This is a genomic window from Hymenobacter cellulosilyticus (assembly GCF_022919215.1).
Lineage (GTDB): Bacteria > Bacteroidota > Bacteroidia > Cytophagales > Hymenobacteraceae > Hymenobacter > Hymenobacter cellulosilyticus.
The window spans coordinates 4,863,343-4,881,992 of the sequence record NZ_CP095046.1; the positions used below are offsets into that span (position 1 = coordinate 4,863,343).

19 protein-coding genes are annotated in these 18,650 nt (G+C 61.2%); 11 read left to right on the top strand and 8 right to left on the bottom strand.

Annotated elements, in window-relative coordinates:
• Positions 1 to 17 precede the first annotated feature (17 nt).
• The 3 genes from rlmD to MUN79_RS23865 all read left to right on the top strand — a co-directional run bounded on the left by rlmD (position 18) and on the right by MUN79_RS23865 (position 2,327).
• Positions 18 to 1,424, top strand: a complete 1,407-nt coding sequence (rlmD, locus tag MUN79_RS23855) for a 23S rRNA (uracil(1939)-C(5))-methyltransferase RlmD (protein WP_262922938.1) — start codon at positions 18 to 20, stop codon at positions 1,422 to 1,424.
• Between the two features lie 140 nt (positions 1,425 to 1,564).
• On the top strand, positions 1,565 to 1,864 hold the full coding sequence (locus MUN79_RS23860) for a GIY-YIG nuclease family protein (RefSeq protein WP_244675020.1): 300 nt from the start codon (positions 1,565 to 1,567) through the stop codon (positions 1,862 to 1,864).
• Between the two features lie 67 nt (positions 1,865 to 1,931).
• Positions 1,932 to 2,327: a hypothetical protein gene (locus MUN79_RS23865; protein WP_244675021.1), complete on the top strand. Its 396-nt coding sequence runs from the start codon at positions 1,932 to 1,934 to the stop codon at positions 2,325 to 2,327.
• Positions 2,328 to 2,450: 123 nt separating this feature from the next.
• Here the strand turns inward: MUN79_RS23865 and MUN79_RS23870 are convergent, their stop codons facing one another.
• Positions 2,451 to 3,425, bottom strand: a complete 975-nt coding sequence (locus MUN79_RS23870) for a ketopantoate reductase family protein (protein ID WP_244675022.1) — start codon at positions 3,423 to 3,425, stop codon at positions 2,451 to 2,453.
• A 202-nt stretch (positions 3,426 to 3,627) separates the two neighbouring features.
• Between MUN79_RS23870 and MUN79_RS23875 the strand changes: the two genes are divergently transcribed.
• Together MUN79_RS23875 and MUN79_RS23880 are read left to right on the top strand one after the other, a co-directional pair.
• Entirely contained in the window at positions 3,628 to 4,503 is an 876-nt protein-coding gene (locus MUN79_RS23875; RefSeq protein ID WP_244675023.1) for a LysR family transcriptional regulator, read from the top strand.
• Between the two features lie 121 nt (positions 4,504 to 4,624).
• A complete protein-coding gene (locus tag MUN79_RS23880; RefSeq protein ID WP_244675024.1) occupies positions 4,625 to 5,356 on the top strand; it encodes a hypothetical protein in 732 nt (243 codons plus the stop codon).
• A 267-nt stretch (positions 5,357 to 5,623) separates the two neighbouring features.
• Here the strand turns inward: MUN79_RS23880 and MUN79_RS23885 are convergent, their stop codons facing one another.
• Positions 5,624 to 6,016 carry a hypothetical protein gene (locus tag MUN79_RS23885; RefSeq protein WP_244675025.1) on the bottom strand — a complete coding sequence of 131 codons (393 nt, stop codon included), beginning with the start codon at positions 6,014 to 6,016 and terminating at the stop codon, positions 5,624 to 5,626.
• Between the two features lie 9 nt (positions 6,017 to 6,025).
• On the bottom strand, positions 6,026 to 7,054 hold the full coding sequence (gene thiL / locus MUN79_RS23890; protein WP_244675026.1) for a thiamine-phosphate kinase: 1,029 nt from the start codon (positions 7,052 to 7,054) through the stop codon (positions 6,026 to 6,028).
• A gap of 303 nt (positions 7,055 to 7,357) precedes the next feature.
• On the opposite strand from thiL, the gene MUN79_RS23895 reads away from it, so the two are divergent.
• From MUN79_RS23895 to MUN79_RS23915, 5 genes are all read left to right on the top strand, one after another.
• Positions 7,358 to 8,236 (top strand): helix-turn-helix transcriptional regulator, encoded by an 879-nt coding sequence (locus MUN79_RS23895; protein WP_244675027.1) that lies wholly within the window; start codon positions 7,358 to 7,360, stop codon positions 8,234 to 8,236.
• Between the two features lie 140 nt (positions 8,237 to 8,376).
• The gene (locus MUN79_RS23900; RefSeq protein ID WP_244675028.1) at positions 8,377 to 9,018 is read left to right on the top strand and encodes an NmrA family NAD(P)-binding protein; all 642 of its coding nucleotides are present in this window, start codon (positions 8,377 to 8,379) and stop codon (positions 9,016 to 9,018) included.
• A 37-nt stretch (positions 9,019 to 9,055) separates the two neighbouring features.
• Positions 9,056 to 9,259, top strand: coding sequence for a hypothetical protein (locus MUN79_RS23905; protein WP_244675029.1), 204 nt, complete (start codon positions 9,056 to 9,058; stop codon positions 9,257 to 9,259).
• 144 nt (positions 9,260 to 9,403) lie between these two features.
• A complete protein-coding gene (locus MUN79_RS23910; RefSeq protein WP_244675030.1) occupies positions 9,404 to 10,198 on the top strand; it encodes an alpha/beta fold hydrolase in 795 nt (264 codons plus the stop codon).
• Between the two features lie 155 nt (positions 10,199 to 10,353).
• Positions 10,354 to 10,947, top strand: a complete 594-nt coding sequence (locus MUN79_RS23915; protein WP_244675031.1) for a hypothetical protein — start codon at positions 10,354 to 10,356, stop codon at positions 10,945 to 10,947.
• 92 nt (positions 10,948 to 11,039) lie between these two features.
• Here the strand turns inward: MUN79_RS23915 and MUN79_RS23920 are convergent, their stop codons facing one another.
• Together MUN79_RS23920 and MUN79_RS23925 are read right to left on the bottom strand one after the other, a co-directional pair.
• Entirely contained in the window at positions 11,040 to 12,785 is a 1,746-nt protein-coding gene (locus MUN79_RS23920; RefSeq protein WP_244675032.1) for a M3 family oligoendopeptidase, read from the bottom strand.
• A gap of 377 nt (positions 12,786 to 13,162) precedes the next feature.
• Positions 13,163 to 14,251 (bottom strand): 2Fe-2S iron-sulfur cluster-binding protein, encoded by a 1,089-nt coding sequence (locus MUN79_RS23925; RefSeq protein ID WP_375378195.1) that lies wholly within the window; start codon positions 14,249 to 14,251, stop codon positions 13,163 to 13,165.
• Positions 14,252 to 14,455: 204 nt separating this feature from the next.
• Here MUN79_RS23925 and MUN79_RS23930 point away from each other — a divergent pair, with 204 nt between their 5' ends.
• Positions 14,456 to 15,139, top strand: coding sequence for a peptidoglycan DD-metalloendopeptidase family protein (locus MUN79_RS23930; protein WP_244675034.1), 684 nt, complete (start codon positions 14,456 to 14,458; stop codon positions 15,137 to 15,139).
• Positions 15,140 to 15,164: 25 nt separating this feature from the next.
• Here MUN79_RS23930 and MUN79_RS23935 read toward each other — a convergent pair whose 3' ends face one another.
• From MUN79_RS23935 to MUN79_RS23945, 3 genes are all read right to left on the bottom strand, one after another.
• Positions 15,165 to 15,461, bottom strand: a complete 297-nt coding sequence (locus MUN79_RS23935; protein ID WP_244675035.1) for an NAD(P)/FAD-dependent oxidoreductase — start codon at positions 15,459 to 15,461, stop codon at positions 15,165 to 15,167.
• A gap of 101 nt (positions 15,462 to 15,562) precedes the next feature.
• On the bottom strand, positions 15,563 to 16,228 hold the full coding sequence (locus MUN79_RS23940; protein ID WP_244675036.1) for an NAD(P)/FAD-dependent oxidoreductase: 666 nt from the start codon (positions 16,226 to 16,228) through the stop codon (positions 15,563 to 15,565).
• A gap of 19 nt (positions 16,229 to 16,247) precedes the next feature.
• Positions 16,248 to 18,629, bottom strand: coding sequence for a hypothetical protein (locus tag MUN79_RS23945; protein WP_244675037.1), 2,382 nt, complete (start codon positions 18,627 to 18,629; stop codon positions 16,248 to 16,250).
• Between the last annotated feature and the right edge of the window lie 21 nt (positions 18,630 to 18,650).

Below are 18,650 nucleotides of genomic sequence, written 5' to 3' on the forward strand. Positions count from 1 at the left end.
TGGTTACCTTTGCCCTCGTGAGGAAATCGAAAAAATACCCGGCGGAAACGCTCCGCGAAATTGAAATCACCGACATGGTGGCCGAGGGCAAATGCCTGGTGCGGCACAATAATCTGGTCATCTTCGTCACCGGCGTGGCCCCCGGCGACGTGGTGGATTTGCGCATTACCCGCGCCAAGAAAAGCTTCCTGGAAGCCGTGCCCACCCACTTCCACAAGTACTCCGACCTGCGCGTGGAGCCTTTCTGCCAGCACTTCGGCACCTGCGGGGGTTGCAAGTGGCAGCACCTGGGCTACGATACCCAGCTCAAGTTCAAGCAGCAGCAGGTGCAGGACAACCTGCAGCGCATCGGCAAGGTGCAGCTGCCCGAGCTGGAGCCCATTCAGCACTCCCCGGCCCTGCAGTACTACCGCAACAAGCTCGAATACACCTTCAGCCACAACGGCTGGCTGACCAACGAGCAGATTCAGGCCGGCGAGCAGATCGAGCGGCGCGTGCTGGGCTTCCACACCCCGGCCCGCTTCGACAAGATCATTGACGTGCAGCACTGCTGGCTGCAGCCCAACCCCTCGAACCAGATCCGGCTGGCCATCCGCAACTACGCCCTGGAGCACGACTTGCCCTTCAACAACCTCGTGACCCAGGAAGGCTTCCTGCGCAACCTCATCATCCGCACGGCCAATACCGGCGACCTGATGGTAATTCTGCAGTGCTACTACGCCCATGAGGCCCTGTTTCCGTTGCTGGATTTCGTGCAGGAGAAGTTCCCCGAAATCACCTCGCTCAACTACGTGCTCAACAACAAGGGCAATGAAACCTTCCACGACCTGGACGTAGTCTGTTACAAGGGCGAGCCCCATATTCACGAGCAGATGGAGGATTTGCGCTTCCGCGTGGGCCCCAAGTCGTTTTACCAGACCAACTCCGAGGGCGCCTACAACCTGTATAAGCTCACCCGCGAGTTTGCCCAGCTCACCGGCTCCGAGCTGGTCTACGACCTCTACACCGGGGCCGGCACCATTGCCAACTTCGTGGCCCGGCAGGCCCGGCACGTGGTGGGCGTGGAGTACGTGGAGTCGGCGGTGAAAGACGCCTATATCAACTCCGAAATCAACGGGGTAACCAACACCGAGTTCTACGCCGGCGACATGAAGGACGTGCTCAACGCCGAGTTTATCCAGAAGCACGGCCGCCCCGACGTGGTCATCACCGACCCACCCCGGGCCGGCATGCACCCCGACGTGGTAGCCCGCCTGCTCGAAATGCGCGCCCCCCGCATCGTCTACGTCAGCTGCAACCCCGCCACCCAGGCCCGGGACCTAGAGATGCTCGACGAGGCGTACGCCGTCACCCGCGTGCGGCCCGTGGACATGTTCCCGCACACCCACCACGTGGAGAATGTGGTGCTGCTGGAACTGAAGTAGCCGCAATTGGTTGCGTTTAGGAGGTATATGTCATCCTGAGCAAAGCGAAGGACCTTATCACGCCAGCACAATTATCATTGCAACGGCTTGTTCTAATTTAATAAGGTCCTTCGCTGTGCTCAGGATGACACTACTGTTTTATGGTTATTAATAGCATAATACCCTATTACGTCTATATCACCACCAACCCAGCTAAAACGGTCCTATACATCGGCATCACCAGCAATTTACCGGAGCGCATGGCGCAACACTACGCCAACCGGGGCACCGACCAAACCTTTGCCGGCCGCTACTTTTGCTACAACCTGGTGCACTTCGAAGAGTATACCGACAGCAAAGCAGCTATTGCTCGTGAAAAAGAGTTGAAAGGCTGGACGCGGGCCAAGAAAGACTCCTTAATTGTTGCCAGCAATCCTGATTGGGCTTTCATCCAGACCTAAGCCTACGTGATAAGGTCCTTCGTTTTGCTCAGGATGACAGTTTAAACAACGACAACCCATCTTCTACATGGACTACGCCAACGACCCCGAACTGAACGGCAAATACCTCGGCACCATCTCCAAGGACTTTGCCATGGTTTCCGACACCATCATGGAAGCTTCTTCCCAGGTGCGGAAGATGGACATTTCGAAATACCCGATTTTCATCTTCGCCAAGCGCGAAATTCCCCTGGGTAGCTTGCTGGTCAATGCCGACGAGGCCAACCTGGAATGGCATGTGTTTGCCTCCTACCTGGAGCTGTTCGTGCAGCAGGGCATCGTGGGCCAGGAGGGCATCGAAGCCTTCGAGCAGACCTACAAGGACCCTAACGAGTACTGCTGTCTGTTCGTGCTCGACGAGGACTTCACCAACTTCGTCTTCATCCCCTACCCGAAGACTAAGCCGGAGCTAGTTCTTAGTTAGTAGAACGTCATGCCGAGCGCAGCCGAGGCATCTCGCGTGCAATAGTAAAATCTGTTTACTGCTGCGGGAGAGATGCTTCGACAAGCTCAGCATGACGTTCTTTTGTTAAGGCCTCAGGAAAGCTCAGGCGGCCGGTTGCCCGCTGGGTGTAGCCAGCGCCTGAATTTCCTGGTATATCTGCCGGGTTGCTGGCACTGGTAGGCCTAGGGCCTCCCCATAGGTAAGAATGGCGCCGGCAAACAGGTCTAACTCCGTACGGGTTTTGCCGCCCTGTACGTCCAGCTGCAGGGAGGTGGGCGTATGGAAGGGAAACGTAGCGGCTTTTTGAAAGGTCCGCTCAATGATATCAGCGGGCAGGTCAATGCCTTTGGCCTGGGCAATTGCCGCTATTTCCTGCATCAGGCTCCGGGCCCGGGCGTGTAGGGCCGGGTCTTCCAGGACTTGCCCGATAGAGCGGTTATAGCGCGCCGACACCAGGCCAAAGCTGGCAATAAAGAAAAACTTCGTCCAGATGGCGGGAAAAGCATCGGCCTGATACTCCAGGTTAATGCCCGCTTCGGTCAAAGTGCGCAGCAGCGGGCGGGCGTCAACGGCGGGATGCTGGGGGTCCGGGCCCACGATAATACTGCCCGGATTGCCGCGGTGCTCTACCACCCCGGTGTCGTGCAGGTGAGACGCCACATACACGCAGGCGGGCAAAATGACGGCCTGCGGCAACAGCCGACGGATACGGTCATAGATGTCTACCCCATTCATCAGGGGCAAAATCACCGCGCCGGCGGGTAGCGCCGACTGCAGCTGGCGGCACAGCGCCTCCAGGTCATACTCCTTCACGCACAGCAGCAGCAGATCCACTGCGCCCAGCTCGGCCACCGTTTCCACCACTCGGGCGGGGTGCGCGACGGGAGTTGGGTGCTCGGGCGAAAGTAACGTCAGCCCCCGGGCCTGTACGGCGGCATACGTGGCGCCCCGGGCCACAAACGTAACCCGAGCGGCGGCTGAGCCCGCGTAGTGCTGCGCCAGCTTGAAGCCAAAGTACCCACCGACTCCACCCAGGCCTACGACGGCTAGTTCGATTTTTTTATGCTCAGAGGTCATAGAATTTGCTTGGGAAATTAAGGAGAAGAAATCGGGTGAAGAGGGAGTAAGACGGCCGGTAAAGCGCCCCGACTAGATTCTATTCCGGGGTGAAACATGCTGACTGGCGCTAAGTATTACGGTCAGTAGATGCGCAAAACTATAGCGGGCTTCTATGCAGTCCAATTTTCAAAATGTGGCAATTGATGCAGTTCTTGCATCAATGAACCTGGATCAGATACGCTACTTTCTACTGCTAGCCGAGAAGCGGCACTTCTGGCAGACCGCCGAGCAATTGGAGCTTAGTCAATCGTCGCTCAGCCGCCACATTCAGCGCCTGGAAGCGGAGTTGGGCTTTCCCCTGTTTGAGCGCACGCCGCGCCAGGTTCAGCTCACGGCCGCCGGGCAGCTGCTGCGCACCGAGTGGCAACGGTTGCTGACGGAACTCGACGCCGTGCACCGCCACGCCCGGCAGGTCAGTAGTGGGGAGGTGGGCAGCCTGCGTATCGGCCACGTTGGGGCGGCGGCTTACGGGTGGCTGCCGCGGCTGCTGGCCCGCTTTACGGCCCAGTACCCCTCAGTACAACTCGACCTGCTCGAAGTCAGCGCCACCGAATCGGAGCACCCGCTGCTTACGTACCAGGTCGACGTGGGCTTTTGGCGCGAACCGGCGACGAACCCGGCCCTCATATCGGAGCCTGTCTTTGCCGAGCAGCTGGCCTTGGTAGTGCCCCAGCAGCACTGGGCACAGGCAGAAGGGTTTACCTCTCTGGCCGCCCTGCGGGAAGAGCTTTTCGTGCTGCCGGCCCTGACGGGTCCATCGGCCTACGTGCAGACGCTGCGGGGGCTATTTGCGCAATATGGATTTCAGCCCCGGGGCACCGTCACGTCAGACTTTGGGTCCACGATGCTGCATCTGGTGGCCGCGGGCCTGGGCGTATCGGTACTGCCGCTGTCTTACGCCAGCAGTCCGCTGCCGGGCTTACGCTTTATCGAGCTGCCGCACGAGTCGGCGGTATATTCAGTGTGGCGGCGCGAAGATAACTCCGCCGTACTTCAACACTTACTGGCCCAGGCTGGGGCATTAGCACCTGAATAGCGGCTGGCTACAGAGACAGAGAAAGTATGTGCTTTGCCCTAGCGGCGCTTGGCATAACTTTACTTTTGCTCCCCGCTGCTGGTACCCGACCACCTTATCACGCGCCGAAAACTTCCTGCTCATGCGCCTCACCCACCTACCTACCCTGCTCCCGCTCCTGCTGCTCAGTTGCTGCTCAGCTTCCTCTACAGCCGAAGAACCCAGCCGCTTCACGCCCACGCCCGAGTTCAGCCACTACTGGAAGCAGGGCAAGGCCGAGCTAACGAGCTACGCGGTGGAGCAGGCCCGCTACGGCGAAATGCGTCAGGCGGAGGCGGTGCTGGTCTTCGTGACGGAGGATTTGTCGAAGAAAAGGCAGGTGAAGCTGGACAACCCCGCCGCCTCGCCCCAGGATGTGCTGCCAGTGCTGAAGCTCAACTTAAGCGAGAAGTTTTTGACCGGCATCTACCCCTACTCCATTCTCACGTCCGTCTTCACGCCCCTCGACCCCAAGCTGAGCACCGTTAAGGTCAGCACCTCGGTGCAGGAATGGTGCGGCAACGCCTTCACCCAGTTCAACCAGCGCGGCGCGGGCTACGCCCTGTCGCAGAAGTCCTACTTCGAATCGGAAGGCGACGTGGAAAGCAAGTTGGGCCCGGCCGTGCTGGAAGACGGCCTCTGGAACCAGATCCGCCTGCACCCCGAAGCCTTGCCTACCGGCCAACAGCAGCTCATTCCAAGCACCATCTATTGCCGTCTGCAGCACCAGCCCCTGCGCCCTACCCCAGCCACGCTCAGCCTGACCGACGCTCCGGTCGGACGGTTCGGCGGCGCGGCGGCGCTGGCTTATACCATCAGCTACCCCGCCCGCTAGACCGGACGCTGGTCATTTACTTCACCCAGGCTTTTCCGCACCGCATTCTGGGCTGGGAAGAAACCTACTCCGACCGAGCCGGCACGGCCCAGCCCGTGCGCCTGACCACCCGGGCCACCCGTCGCAAAACCATCCTGCTCGATTACTGGCGCACCCATAGCAATGCCGACCTGCGCTGGCGCGACTCCCTGGGCCTCAGCCGCTAAAACCGAAAAAGGCCACCCTGCACGGGTGACCTTCTCTGATGTGCGTTTGGCAGCGGGCGAATTATAGTGGCTTTATCCGCCACAATAGACACCCGGCGCAAACAGCCATTATGAGCAGGGAAGCTGATTTCTGCTGGCGCTTCTTCCGAAGCTCACTAACGGTAACATCCTCAGGCCACATTATATGGCCCGTGCCGGAGTCATACACAACCGACATAGTGTCGCCCAGCGTAATCGTAGTGTACTCGGTTCCGGACACCGGCAGGAACTTCAGATTGCCGTTCAGCAAGAACCCAACCGCGTGCCGTTTACGACCGGACTCCAGCTTGGCAACCGGAACCGGAAGTGTCTGCCCGTTTTTCAGCAGCTGCTCCAGATCTTTAACATCTTCTGAGCTACCAACGCCTATGACCAGAAACAACAACAGGGCCAGCAATAACCCGAATGTCTTCACGCTCCGGGCTTAGAAGTGCTGCCAGCCCTGGGCGCGCAGCGGGATAGGCTGCCCCTGCTTGGTAACCAGGTTTACCCCGTCGCTGGCTTCGGTCATGTGGCCGAGCACGGTGATGTCGGGGTGGTTCTTGACTTTGTCGTGGTCTTTGAGCGCGATGGTGAAGAGCAGCTCGTAGTCTTCGCCGCCGTTGAGCATGCACATGATAGGGTCGAGCTGGAACTCCTCAGCCACTTCCAGCATGGGGTTGGCGGCGGGCAGGTTCTCGGAAAACACCCGCGCCCCGGTGCCTGAGGCTTTGCACAGGTGCAGTACCTCGGAAGCCAGCCCGTCGGACACGTCAATCATGCTGGTGGGCACCACGCCCAGGTCGCGCAGCTCGTGCACCACGTCCATACGGGCCTCGGGGCGCAGCTGCCGCTGCAATACGTAGGGGTATTTGCTCAGCTCGGGCTGCATGTCGGGGTCGGCGCTCCAGGCGGCTTTTTCGCGCTCCAGCACCTGCAAACCCAGAAAGGCCCCGCCCAGGTCGCCGGTTACGCAAATCAGGTCGTTGGGCTGAGCCCCGCTGCGGCGCACGGCTTGGCCATGAGCTACCTGGCCCATAGCCGTGATGCTGATGGTCAGGCCGCCCCGGCTGGCGGTCGTGTCGCCGCCCACCAAATCCACATTATAAGCCTCGCAGGCTAGCCGCATGCCTTCATAGAGCTCGTCAATGGCCTCCACCGAGTAGCGGCTGCCGATGGCCAGACCGACCACAATTTGAGTTGGAGTGGCATTCATGGCCGCAATATCCGACACGTTGACGGCCACGGCCTTATAGCCCACGTGCTTGAGCGGGCAGAACGTTAAGTCAAAATGGACGCCTTCCACTAGCAGATCGGTGCTGACCACCAGGTCGTGGCCGGCTGCGGGAGCCAAAATGGCCGCGTCGTCGCCGATGCCGAGGCTGGTGCTGGGCTGGCGCAGGGTTACAGTTTCCTGAATCCGGCGAATCAGGCCAAACTCTCCAAGGTTTTCCAGGGGGGTGATGTCACTCATAGCAGGCAAAAGTACGGTACTGAATGAATAGAATGCTGAAACTGATACGGATTTGCCCCGGACCGTGCTGCGAAACACCCGCTGACTTGCACAGTCACCCTAGCCGCCGGAGGTTTCGCAGGCTTTGCTTTCTGTTTTTAAGCATTGGCAAAAACGGAAAGTAAAACCCACGAGGACTTACCGGTCTATAGTTGCTTTACACTTTTACAATTGCTCAAAAACGGAAAGCGCCCCAGAAAACCTGCTTGCTCTACCGCCTGCCGAGGTTAACTATTCTGCGCCGGAAGCTGTTACTTGCCACTTATGCCGGATTATACCACGTGTACCTACACCTCTGAACTGTACGAGCAGCCGGCCCTGGCCAGCAGTAGCGCCCTCAACTGGCCGGGCGTGCGCCTGGAGCGCTACCAGCTGCCCGCTACCACCCTGCCTGCCCACGCCCACGAGCATCACCTGCTGCTGGTGCACCAGGGCACCCAGCCCGTGGTGGCTAGTCGGCGCACCGGGTCCCGGGTCGAAGAAGATCAATTCCGCAGCGGGGACGTTGGCTTATACCCAGGCGGGGAATACGGCCCATTTGGCTGGGATGGTCCGGCCGATATTATCCACGTGCACCTCGACGCCCAAGCCCTGGAAACCCGCGCCCGCCGCGACCTGGACCTGTGCTATTTTGCCTTGCAGGAGCGGTTTCGCTCCGAGGATGCCTTGCTGGCTCAGCTAGGGCAGCAGTTGCTGGCCGCCACAGACCGGGCGCATACGCTGGGGAAGCTCTACGCCGAGTCGCTGGCAACGACGCTCTGCTACCACCTCATCGAGCACCACGCCACGTTTGAGCGCCGCACGGCGGGGGCATCCGGTGGCCGGCTTTCGGCAGTGGTGCTGGCCCGGATAGATGCCTACCTGGAGGCCCACTCGGAAGCTCCCGTTACCCTGGAAGTGCTGGCGGGCCTGGCGAACCTGAGCGTGTTTCACTTTGCCCGCCGCTTTAAGCACACCACCGGCCGCTCGCCCTACCAATACGTGCTGGAGTGGAAAATCGGGCGGGCCCGCACCCTGCTGCGGGCCGGGGAGCTGCCGGTAGCCGCCATCGGCGACGCGCTGGGCTTTGCCTCGCCGGCTCATTTTGCCACAGCTTTCAAGCGGGCCGTCGGCCTGAGTCCCCGGGCGTTTCAGCAAGGCTAGGTCGGGCGGCAAAAGCGCAGGAATGTGTAAGTAAAGGGCAAGAATGGGGCTGCCAGCCGGGCGGCGCGGCCGGACCTTTGGGGTAGTCAAACAGGTCGCAGCCCTGCGGCCACCGATTCACTCCCTTACCCTTCTTCCACATGGACTCACTTATCGTAGTAGCCGGCGCCACCGGCGACCTGGGCCACCGCATTGTAACGGCTCTGCGGCAGCGCAACGCCCCCGTACGGGCCCTGGTGCGCCCCGAAACTGACCCCGCTAAGATTGACCGCCTAACCCAGCAGGGCGTGCAGGTGCAGCCCGTCGACTTCTCGGACTCAGTAGCTCTTACCCGCGCCTGCGCCGGGGCCAGCTGCGTATTATCGGCCCTGGCTGGTCTGCGCGAGGTTATCATCGACACCCAGACCCAGCTGCTGAATGCGGCCGTGGCGGCCGGCGTACCCCGCTTCATCCCTTCCGATTTTGCCAGCGACTACACCCAGCAGGCTCCGGGCCTGAACCGCAACTTCGACCTGCGGCGGGAGCTCCAGGCCATTATTGACCAAGCGCCCATTGCCGCCACGTCCATTCTCAACGGGGCCTTTGCCGAAGTGCTGACCTACAACATTCCCCTGCTCGACTTCAAGCAGCAGCAGGTGGGCTACTGGGAAGATGCCGACTGGCAAATTGACTTCACCACGATGGACGACACGGCGGCCTTTACCGCGGCGGCCGCCCTAGACCCGACTACGCCCGCTTCCTGCGCATTGCCAGCTTTCAGCCTAGTCCGCGCGAGTTGGTGACTATTGCCGAGCAAGCCGGCCGGGGCAGTTCGCGCTGGTGCGCCTGGGTGCCCGTGCCGACCTGGCCGCGGCTATTCAGCACGTGCGGGCTGCGAATCCCGCCGGTGAGCAGCAGCTCTACGCCAACTGGCAGCAGATGCAATATATGCTGAGCATGTTCAGCGTGCAGAACCAGCCCCTCGACAACGGCCGCTACCCGGAATTGTCCTGGACCAACCCCGTCACCTTTCTAACCGCCTAAGGCCATGCAATTCACTTATTCCGACCTGGGCATTTACTCCGACGAGGAGCTTATCAAGCGCCTGCCCGGCTTTACCAACCACTACGCCACCGTCAATGGGGTGCGCCTGCACTACGTGGAAGGTGGCCGCGGCCCGGCCCTGGTGTGCCTGCCGGGCTGGCCCAGACCTGGTTTTCCTACCATCCCATTGCTGCGGAGCTGGCCCGGCACTACCGCGTTATTATCGTCGATATCCGCGGTATGGGCAGCTCCGACAAGCCCGCCACGGGCTACGACAAAAAGACCATGGCCCGGGACATTTACGAGCTGCTGGGGCACCTGGGCCTGGAAAAAGCCTCCCTGCTGGGCCACGACATCGGCGGCATGGTAGCCAGCAGCTTTGGCTTCAACTACCCGCAGGCCACCGAAAAACTTATCCTGGCCGACGGGGCCCACCCCAGCGAAGGAATGCGGCAGATGCCCCTGCTGCCAGCGCCCGGCGCCTTTACGGGCAAAATGAACGGGCAGCAGCCCTACGTCTGGTGGATGGCCTTCAACCAGGTAAAGGAGCTACCCGAACAGCTGCTGGCCGGCCGGTTTGAGTTCCTGCTCAACTACTTGTTCCGCTACGTGATGCTGGACGAGAGCAAGATGACGGACTTCGACCGGGCCGTGTACGCAGCCGTCTACAACCAGCCCGAGAACATTCGGGCGGCCAATGCTTGGTACCAGGCCCTGGAGCAGGATATTGCCGACGCCAACACCTATGGCCGCCTTTCGATGCCGGTGCTGGGCATTGGCAGCCACGTGTCGTACAGCTACCTGCAAATGAGCTTGCCCTACGTAGCCGAAAACGTCGAGGTCGTTGGTATCCTGGACAGCGGCCACTATATGTTTGAGGAAAAGCCCGAACAAGTGCTGGCCGCTGTGCTGAGCTTCCTGCAACCGGCCGCTGGCTAACGGAGGCTGGTTCCGGGCTGGGGTTGCTGGCAAATAAGCAGCAACTCCAGCCCGGAAACCGACTTTGAGCGCAGCGTAACGACTCATCACCCGTAAATTCCGCGCAACTTTCCTGACCACGGAATATTTTAGGGATTATTGACGTTTTTGCCGCTATGAAACTCTTCCTGCCGCTCGCCTTGCTCGTTTTGCTGAGCAACCTGAACTCCTGCAAAACTGACCGTTCCAACAAAACCGTGGACCCAACCTCGCCCGCTGCTGCCAAAGCCCAGCTCGACGTGCTACGCGACTCCGTGGATGCCCGCTGGAGCCGCATGACGGCCAGCGACGACGCCAAGATGCAGGCCACGGGCCAGGTGCTGCAAGCCCTGGAAAAGCAGCCCGGCGCCGACAAAGCCCAGCTCAAAGCCCTGGCCCGGGCCAACGACAGGCTCAAAAGCCGCCGCTACGACCAGCAAAGCATGAGCGTCTCGGAGCAGATTGACGCCTACGACTCAGCCCAGGACTCGGTGCTCCGCGCGGTCTACAACGTCGCCCAGCCCGCCGCCGGTCAGCCCGATGCCACCGTGCAGCAGCTCACCAACGACATCCAGACGGCTGACGGACAGGTGGTCGGTTACCGCGTCAGTTACGACCGGGCCGCCAAGCAGTTCAACAACTACCTCCAGCTCCACCAGGATGCCCTGGGCAAGCTCGGCGGCAAATACAGCAAGCTCCAGCCTTTGCCGCTGTTTGAGTTGAAAGAGTAAGTAGCCTTTTCGAATTCAGAAGTAGACTGACAAAAGCAAAAGCCCCAACACGTCACGTGTTGGGGCTTTTGCTTTTGACTTGAAAATTCGCCTTACAGCTTGGCCATTTCCTCGCGCACGAAGTCGGCCAGGGTGCGCAGGTACTCGGTGCTGAAGTCGAAGCGGATACCGGCGGCAGCGTAGATTTCGCCGATGGGCGCGGTGTACCCCAATGCCAAGGCGCGCTTATAGGCTTCAAGTCCCTCCTGCGGGTTCTGGCGGAAGTTGCGCCACACGGCAATGGCTCCGAGCTGGGCCATGGCGTACTCGATGTAGTAGAAAGGCACTTCGTAGAGGTGCAGCTGCTTTTGCCAGAGGTAGGGCTTGTAGTTTTCCAGCCCTTGCCAGCTCACGGTACGCTGGTTGAACTCGTCGAAGGTGCGCGTCCACTGGGCGTGGCGCTCGGCTTCGGTGTGCTCGGGGTTTTCGTACACCCAGTGCTGAAACTTGTCGATGGTGGCCACCCAGGGGAAGGTTTCCAGGACGCTTTCCAGGTGGGTTTTCTTGGCCCGGCGCAGTTCGTCCTCATCCGGGAAGAACAGGTCCCACTGATCCATCGAAATCAGCTCCATGCTCATCGAGGCCAGCTCGGCTACTTCAGACGGCGGATGCTTGTCGGCCGACAGCGGCAGGGAGCGGGTCAGGAAAGAATGCACCGCGTGGCCACCCTCGTGCAGCATCGTAATTACGTCGCGTAGCGAGGAAGTGGCGTTCATGAAAATAAACGGCACGCCGGTTTCGTCCAGCGGGTAGTTGTAACCACCCGGGGCCTTACCCTTGCGCGACTCCAAATCGAGGTGGCCCATCTGCCGCATGGTTTTCAGGCAGTCACCCAGATACGGGTCGAGGCGCTGAAACACGGTGATGGTCTTTTCGAGCAGCTCGGCACCGGTTTCGAAGGGGCGCAGCGGCGCTTTGCCGGTTACGTCCACGTCGAGGTCCCAGGGGCGCAGCTCGGGCAGGTTCAGGTCCTGCCGACGCTCCAGATCAATGTCGTCAATGAGCGGCACCACGGTTTCGCGGATGGCGCGGTGGAAAGCAAAGCAGTCCTCGGCGGTGTAATCGAACCGGCCCAGGGCGGCAAACATATAGTCGCGGAAGTTGGCAAACCCGGCGTTGCGGGCCATGCGGTGACGCAGGGTTACCAGGTCGGTGAAGAGCTGATCCAGGGGCTTGGAATCCTGCAGACGACGCTGCTGCACGGCCCGGTAAGCTTCTTCGCGCACGGCCCGGTCGGGGTTCTTCAGGCGGTCCGAAGCCCGGGGCAAGGTCATTTCCTCCCCGTCCAGGGTCACAGTCATGGCGCCCACGGTGGCGGCGTACTGCTGCTGCTTGGTGCTGATTTCGGTTTTGAGCGGGATGTTCTCGGGCCGGTAAATTTCCAGAGCCTGCCGCACCGAGCGCACAAAAATGCGGTAGCGCTGCGGGTCGAGGCCGTCCAGAAACGGCGAGCCGATCATCTTCTCGTTGAGGGCGTGGTCGTAGGGCGCCACGTTGGGCTCAATCTCGCTGACGAAGTACTGAAACGAGTCGGCCCGGTCCTGATCTTGCGTGTCGCAGGTCATGCGGATGTAGCGCCAGGCCAGGTCTTCGCTCAGCACGCTTTCCAGCTCGCTCCGATCCAGCAGCCAGCGCTCCAGCTCGTGGGCCGAGGCAATCTGCCGGTCGCGGAGTTCCACAAAATAAGGCTCAAGTGATTCCCAGTCGGTTACGGAGAAAGACTCGGGCAAATACTGACGCGGCGGGCGCTGCGTATCAGTGGCCGAAGCGAGGACAGTTTCGGAGGCGGTATTCATCATGAATAGCAAGATACGTCGGTAGACGAAACGAATGTAAGCTAAACTTTAAACAGCTTTAGCTAGATGCAAAGGGCCGGGAAAACACTACTTTCTTTCCCGGGCCGCTGCGGAACCTTGTTTCTACGGTAGTCGAAGAAAAGTCGTTGACCTGTTTTGACCAGAAAACGCGGCAAAGTTTAACCAGGTAGCTCCCGAAATGTTGGGACGCCGACCTGCGCAAACCAGAACGCCCCGTTAAGCCCCGCGCAGCAGGTATCGGACGGCTGTTGACACCTGATCTGTCGTCTTGAACGCAGTGAAGGACCTTCTCACACCGAAACAAGTCGTTCAGGTGCAACAAGGTCCTTCGCTGCGTTCAGCACGACCGGCCCTTTGGCTTAGTCAATTTCGATAACCACGTCGCTGGTTACGGGGTGGCCAACGCAAATCAGTACGTAGCCCTGCTTCATTTCCGAATCGGACAGGCCTTCGCGCTCATCCAGATGCACTTTGCCCGAGAGGCACTTGCCGCGGCAGGCAGTGCACAGGCCGGCCTGGCAGCTGTAAGGCAGGTCGATGTCCTGGTCGAGGGCCGCTTCCAGAATGGTCTGGCTGGGCTTCACCTCGATTTCGTACTCAGCACCCTCGTAGTGAATGGTGACGGTGTGGGCCGTGATTTTGTCGTCGGCCGCATCCGATACGTCCCCGTGGCCGGAAGGCTGGCCGGCGGCGGCTTCACTGGTTTCGGCCGCAGCCACGAAACTCTCGCGCTGAATGCGGGCGGCGGGCACCCCGAGCAAATCGAGGGCGGCACGGGCTTCGGTCATCAGGCCCTCGGGGCCGCAGAGGTAATATTCGGCCTGCTGGGCCGGAAACTGGTGGCGCTGCTCCAGAATGCGCAGCAGCGTAGTGCGGTTGAGGCGGCCGGTGTGGCGGTGGCCCGAAGTGGGGCTGGTAGGCTGGCTGAACACGTGCTCGACCTGCAGGCGGCCGCCGGCCTGGGCTTCCAGCTGCTGAAGCTGCTGGCGGAAAATTACCGATTCCTCGTTGCGGTTGCCGTACACAAGCAGCACGTGGCTCTGGGGCTCATCGCGCACCACGGCCTTGAGCATGGACATAAGTGGAGTGATGCCGCTGCCGGCGCCCACCAGCACGATGGAGCGGGCCGCTTTGGGGCTGGTTTTGAGGGTAAAGTTGCCCAAAGGCGGCATTACTTCCAGCTGCTGGCCTACTTTCACCGTGTCGAGCAGGTAGTTGCTGACCAGGCCACCGCTTACCCGTTTCACCGTAACCGACAGGCGCGGGGCCTCCGATGGGGTGCTGCTGAGCGAATACGCCCGCCGTTCTTTTTTGCCACCCGGTCCGCAGGGCAGAATCAGGGTCAGGAACTGGCCGGGCTCGCAGGCTACGGGCTGGCGGTCGGGCCGTTCGAGGTGAATGGTGGCGGCATCGGCGGTTTCGTGGGTGATTTCCACAACGTTAAGCATCAGGTACGGGCTGCTCATCGGGGGTACTGCTTCGGGGATTGGAGAGGAAAAATCAGGGTAAACCGGCGCGTTTCGGCGCTGGGTGCGCAAAGTACGGTAAATGGGGCGGCTTGGTCGGCATGCGCGAAGGGTTTAGCTTGCGGCCTGCCTACCTCCTCCCCCTGAACTAACGATTTTACCTATGTCTGGTTTTGCCCTTGCCCCTTGCTCGAACGGCATCAGCACGAATTCGGGCCCGTGCTGCCCGTCGACCTGAATACCCCCGAAGTAGCCCGCCTCGATTTTACTGCTGCCAACCCTATTCTGGCCACCGCCGACCTGCGCGACACCGAAGCCTTCGAAGCGCTGGTAGCCCGGCTGCTCGAAGACCAGAACGCGCTGATCGGCGTGGGTGGCTACCTCGAAAACCGCGTTATCTACCGCCGCAGCCCCGGCCTCTTTGGCGACCCGGCCGTGCCGGCCCGTTCCCTGCACCTGGGCGTAGACGTGTGGCTGCGGGCCGGTACGCCGGTGCTGGCCCCGCTAGAGGCGGTAGTGCACAGCGTGGCCGACAACGACAACTTCGGCGACTACGGCCCCACTGTTATTCTGCAGCACGAGCTCGAAGACACCACGTTCTACACGCTCTACGGGCACCTGGGCCGGGCCGAAGTGGCCTTGCTGCGCCCCGGCATGACCCTGGAAAAAGGCGAGAAATTTGCCGAAGTTGGCCCCCACCCCGAAAACGGCGACTGGCCGCCCCACCTCCACTTCCAGGTTATTGCCAATATGCTGGGCCGGGAAGGCGACTTCCCGGGCGTGGCCCTACCAGCCGAGCAGGAGCACTGGGCTCAACTCTGCCCCGACCCCAACCTTATTTTGCAGGCCAGCGTGCTAAATACTAAGTAAGCCACACCCCCGGCAGGCAGCGGGCCTATGCAAGTTCGCTGCCTACCAGAACGGTTAATTGGCTGTACCACTTACGCAAGTGGGCAGCGTCGTGCTCAAACCAGGCGGTAAGCCAGGCGCAATAAGCGGCGGCTGGCTCGGGTGATTCACCGGCGGTAAGCATCTGCACCGCCGTTTGCGCGGCCATCATCCCCGACATCAACGCTTTGAGCACGCCGTGGCCGGCAGCCGGGTCCAGGATGGCGGCGGCATCGCCGGCCAGCACGTAGCCCGGCCCGGCGGCGGGTTGTACCAAACGCCACGTCACGTCCTCGCCACGCACCGGCGTACCGAGGGGCGGCAGACCGGCTAACTCCGAATTCTTTCCCAGGCAAGCATCCAGGCTCGGCCGCGGGCCGGGCGCGTAGGTCAGGCGCACCCAGGCTAGCTGGTCGGGGCGCAGGGGGCTGTCCAGCGCCAGCCCCCGGCATCGGTCAGCAACGAAGGCTCCTGCCGGGCCGCTGCTTCTTGGTACAGATAGCCGTAGTAGGCTGTCAGCGGCGCTGAATAGGGGATAATAGTGAGGCGAAGGCGGCGGGCCAGCCACTGTTGCCGCCCGGAGGCATCCAGTATCACCCGCGCCCTTATCAGGCCTTGGGAGGTACGAATTCCGACCGGACGGCCATCTTCGGCGCGCAGCAAATCCAGGGCCTGGCATGGCTGGCGTACCTGTACCCCGAGGCGGACTGCTTCCCGAAGCAATACGGCATCGAGAGTGGCACGCTCGGCCTGGTAGCCCAGCCAGGGCCCGTGGGCATCGTGGCCATACTGCTCGAAGCGGGGTGCGCTGTCACCCCAGCGCACCCAGTAGCCGGAGTGGCGCAGAAACCCGGCCGCATTCACGGCTGCCGCCACACCCAGCTGGTGCAGAATAGGCTCCACGCCGGGATGTAAGGTTTCGCCGGGCCGGGCACGGGGAAACGCCCGGTGCTCGAGCAGCACCACCTGGGCGCCCGCACGGGCGGCCCAAATAGCCGCGGCACTGCCCGCCGGTCCGCCCCCGACTATCAGCACATCTACCACCGACAGTACAGAGTTGGCTACCAGCATATATGCCCCTGCTGAATACTCACGGATTTACCACAGTTGGCTGCCGGATGGCATCATCGTCGTAGACCAGCAGAGTGGCTTTACGCCCCTGCATGGCCAATTGACACTCGAAACGACGTTTAACCTTACGCCGCTGCCGCCGCTGGTCAGATGGGTCTTTCTGAATTTCAGCGTCCATATCCACAAACACATAGCGGTAGCCCGATCCTGTAAGCCGTCCATCAAACCGGGTAGCGACAGTAGCCCAGTCGGCAATAGCCTCGGCTTCTACCAGGAACAGCCGGGTGGTGCTGACCATGTCGCCCGAGCCGGGCAGCTGGCGGATGCAGGCTCGCAACGCCTCCATCCTGGCAATCATTTCCTCGGCGGTAATGCGGCTCAGATCGTCGAGGTGCAGCAGGCCCGCCAGGGTATTGCTGACGTAGTCGGAACGGTCCAGGTCGGCGTAGTTAACAAACAAACCCTGGTCAAGCTGCTCCAGAAACGGGCCGAATTCCCCGTCCCAGCCAGGCCGGGCCGCCACGGTATTGCTTTGCACCAAGCGGTGGCGGGGATGGTAGCCCAGTTCAGTATCCAGCAGCGGCTGGGCCGTGGGCGCCAAGGTCGTAATCCCAAAAGTGCGCGAGGCATCCGGTGCGGCAGCGGGCCAGAAGGAGTTGAGCGCGGCACACAGCTTGGCATCTTCCGGAAACGGACTACCCAGGCCCAAAGAGGTCATAAAAAACACTCCGCTCTGCTCGTCGCTACTCAACGACACGTCCCAGCCGGGCGCAAACACGTTGGCTCCCGCATCGGGCAGGTAGCTCACGGCCTCATCGGCCACGGTAGGCGGAGCCGCCAGTTGACTTGTGCGCGGCCCCAGCTGCCGGTGATTGAGCACGGCCGTCATTGTTTCGTCGGCCGGATCGAAAGCGGCGGAAGTGGTATCAGGCCGCAAAATGGCGGGGTTAGCGGCCCAGCGGCCCCGACTCAGCGGGTTAGGGCTGCCCTGCGCAAAATGGGTTCTTTGCCCATTCTGCAGCTGGGTAGCCCAGGTAAAAATCGTGGTTTGGTCGACCAAAGGCAAAAAGTCGGGAGCCGTAACCAGGGAATAAGCGGCTACCGGATCTGCCATATCGTGGGGCAGCCCCGCCACTTTCACGCCCACGCAGCCGTCGGCCGAGTTATCCAGAAAATGAGCGGCCTCATAGTCCCCATCGTTGAGCTTCTCCTCATAGTCATCTTTTGACCAAGCATTCAAGTCATCAACCCTAAGCTTACCAGTGGCATCGGCTACTACCTCATGCCGCATATTGACGTATTCGGGAGCCAAGCGGACTCCTGTTCGAGCTGTAATTTTAAAAGAAGCTAAGCCATAGCGGTTATCCTCTGGTTGCGGAGGGTGATGCACAATAGCTTTGGGTACTTTATAGCGAACAATCTCATCGGTATTGGTAGTGCTACGGCGTTGGATGGCTAGTTCGACCAGCCGCCCCGACACGACGGGCAGTACCAGCAGGCTGCTGCCTGCAGATTGCAACTCTACAAACGTGGTTCCGCTCTTGCTGCTGCGCACAAATGGTGGCTGGTCAATATTGAAGCCTGGCAGCGGCTTAATAGCACCCGGCACCGAGGCCAAGTGAATCCGGCGCAGCTTTTCATTCAGGTGAAACTCCCCGTACTCCAGGGTCAGGTGCAGCCCGGGCAGGCACTCGGGTCCGGCAAAGAGCTTGTGCCGCGGAATCCAGAACCTACGCCCCGCATCGGCGTCATTGGCCAGGCCACCTACCAGTACCTCGCGCGGACTCAACTGGCGTTGCACGGCCAGAAAAGCCCCGTAGCGGGCTCCCATAGCGGCAATATCTTGTCGGGCACGGCCATTAGCGGGTACGGGCCAGAAGCTGCGGCGGCGCGGGTCGTAGTGAGCCGGGCTGGTACCCACGCGGGCAATACCGGTGCGGGAGTACGTCAGGTCGGCATACAGGCCGTGGCCGGTGCGGGCCGCCGTGCGGTACTGGTAGGCAAAAACCACCACGCGCAGGCGGGCCAGCTCGGCGGCGTTCAGCGCAAGCTGCTGCCGGGCATAAATATAGTTTTCCAGGGCATCCAGCTCTTCCAGGGTTGGGTAGGCGGCCGGGTTGGGAGCGGGCAGACCGTTGGGAGTAGGATGCACGGCCGGGCTGGCCAGCGCGTGATATAACAGGCTTTGGGCCGGATTGCCGGGCTCCACGCCCCGGGTGGCGTCGGCGTGAAAGTCAGCAAACCCCGGCACCCCTTCCCGGTCGATACCCGGCAGCGGGCGGGCCAGCTCGGCTTCCAGGTCGGAAGCGCCCAGATCAAGACCATGACGCAGCAGAAGCGCACCCCAGCCCAAGGGCGCCAGCCGGGCGCTCAGGACCTGTACTTGTTGCAATAGGTTCATACGGCAGAAAGTTGGATAGCC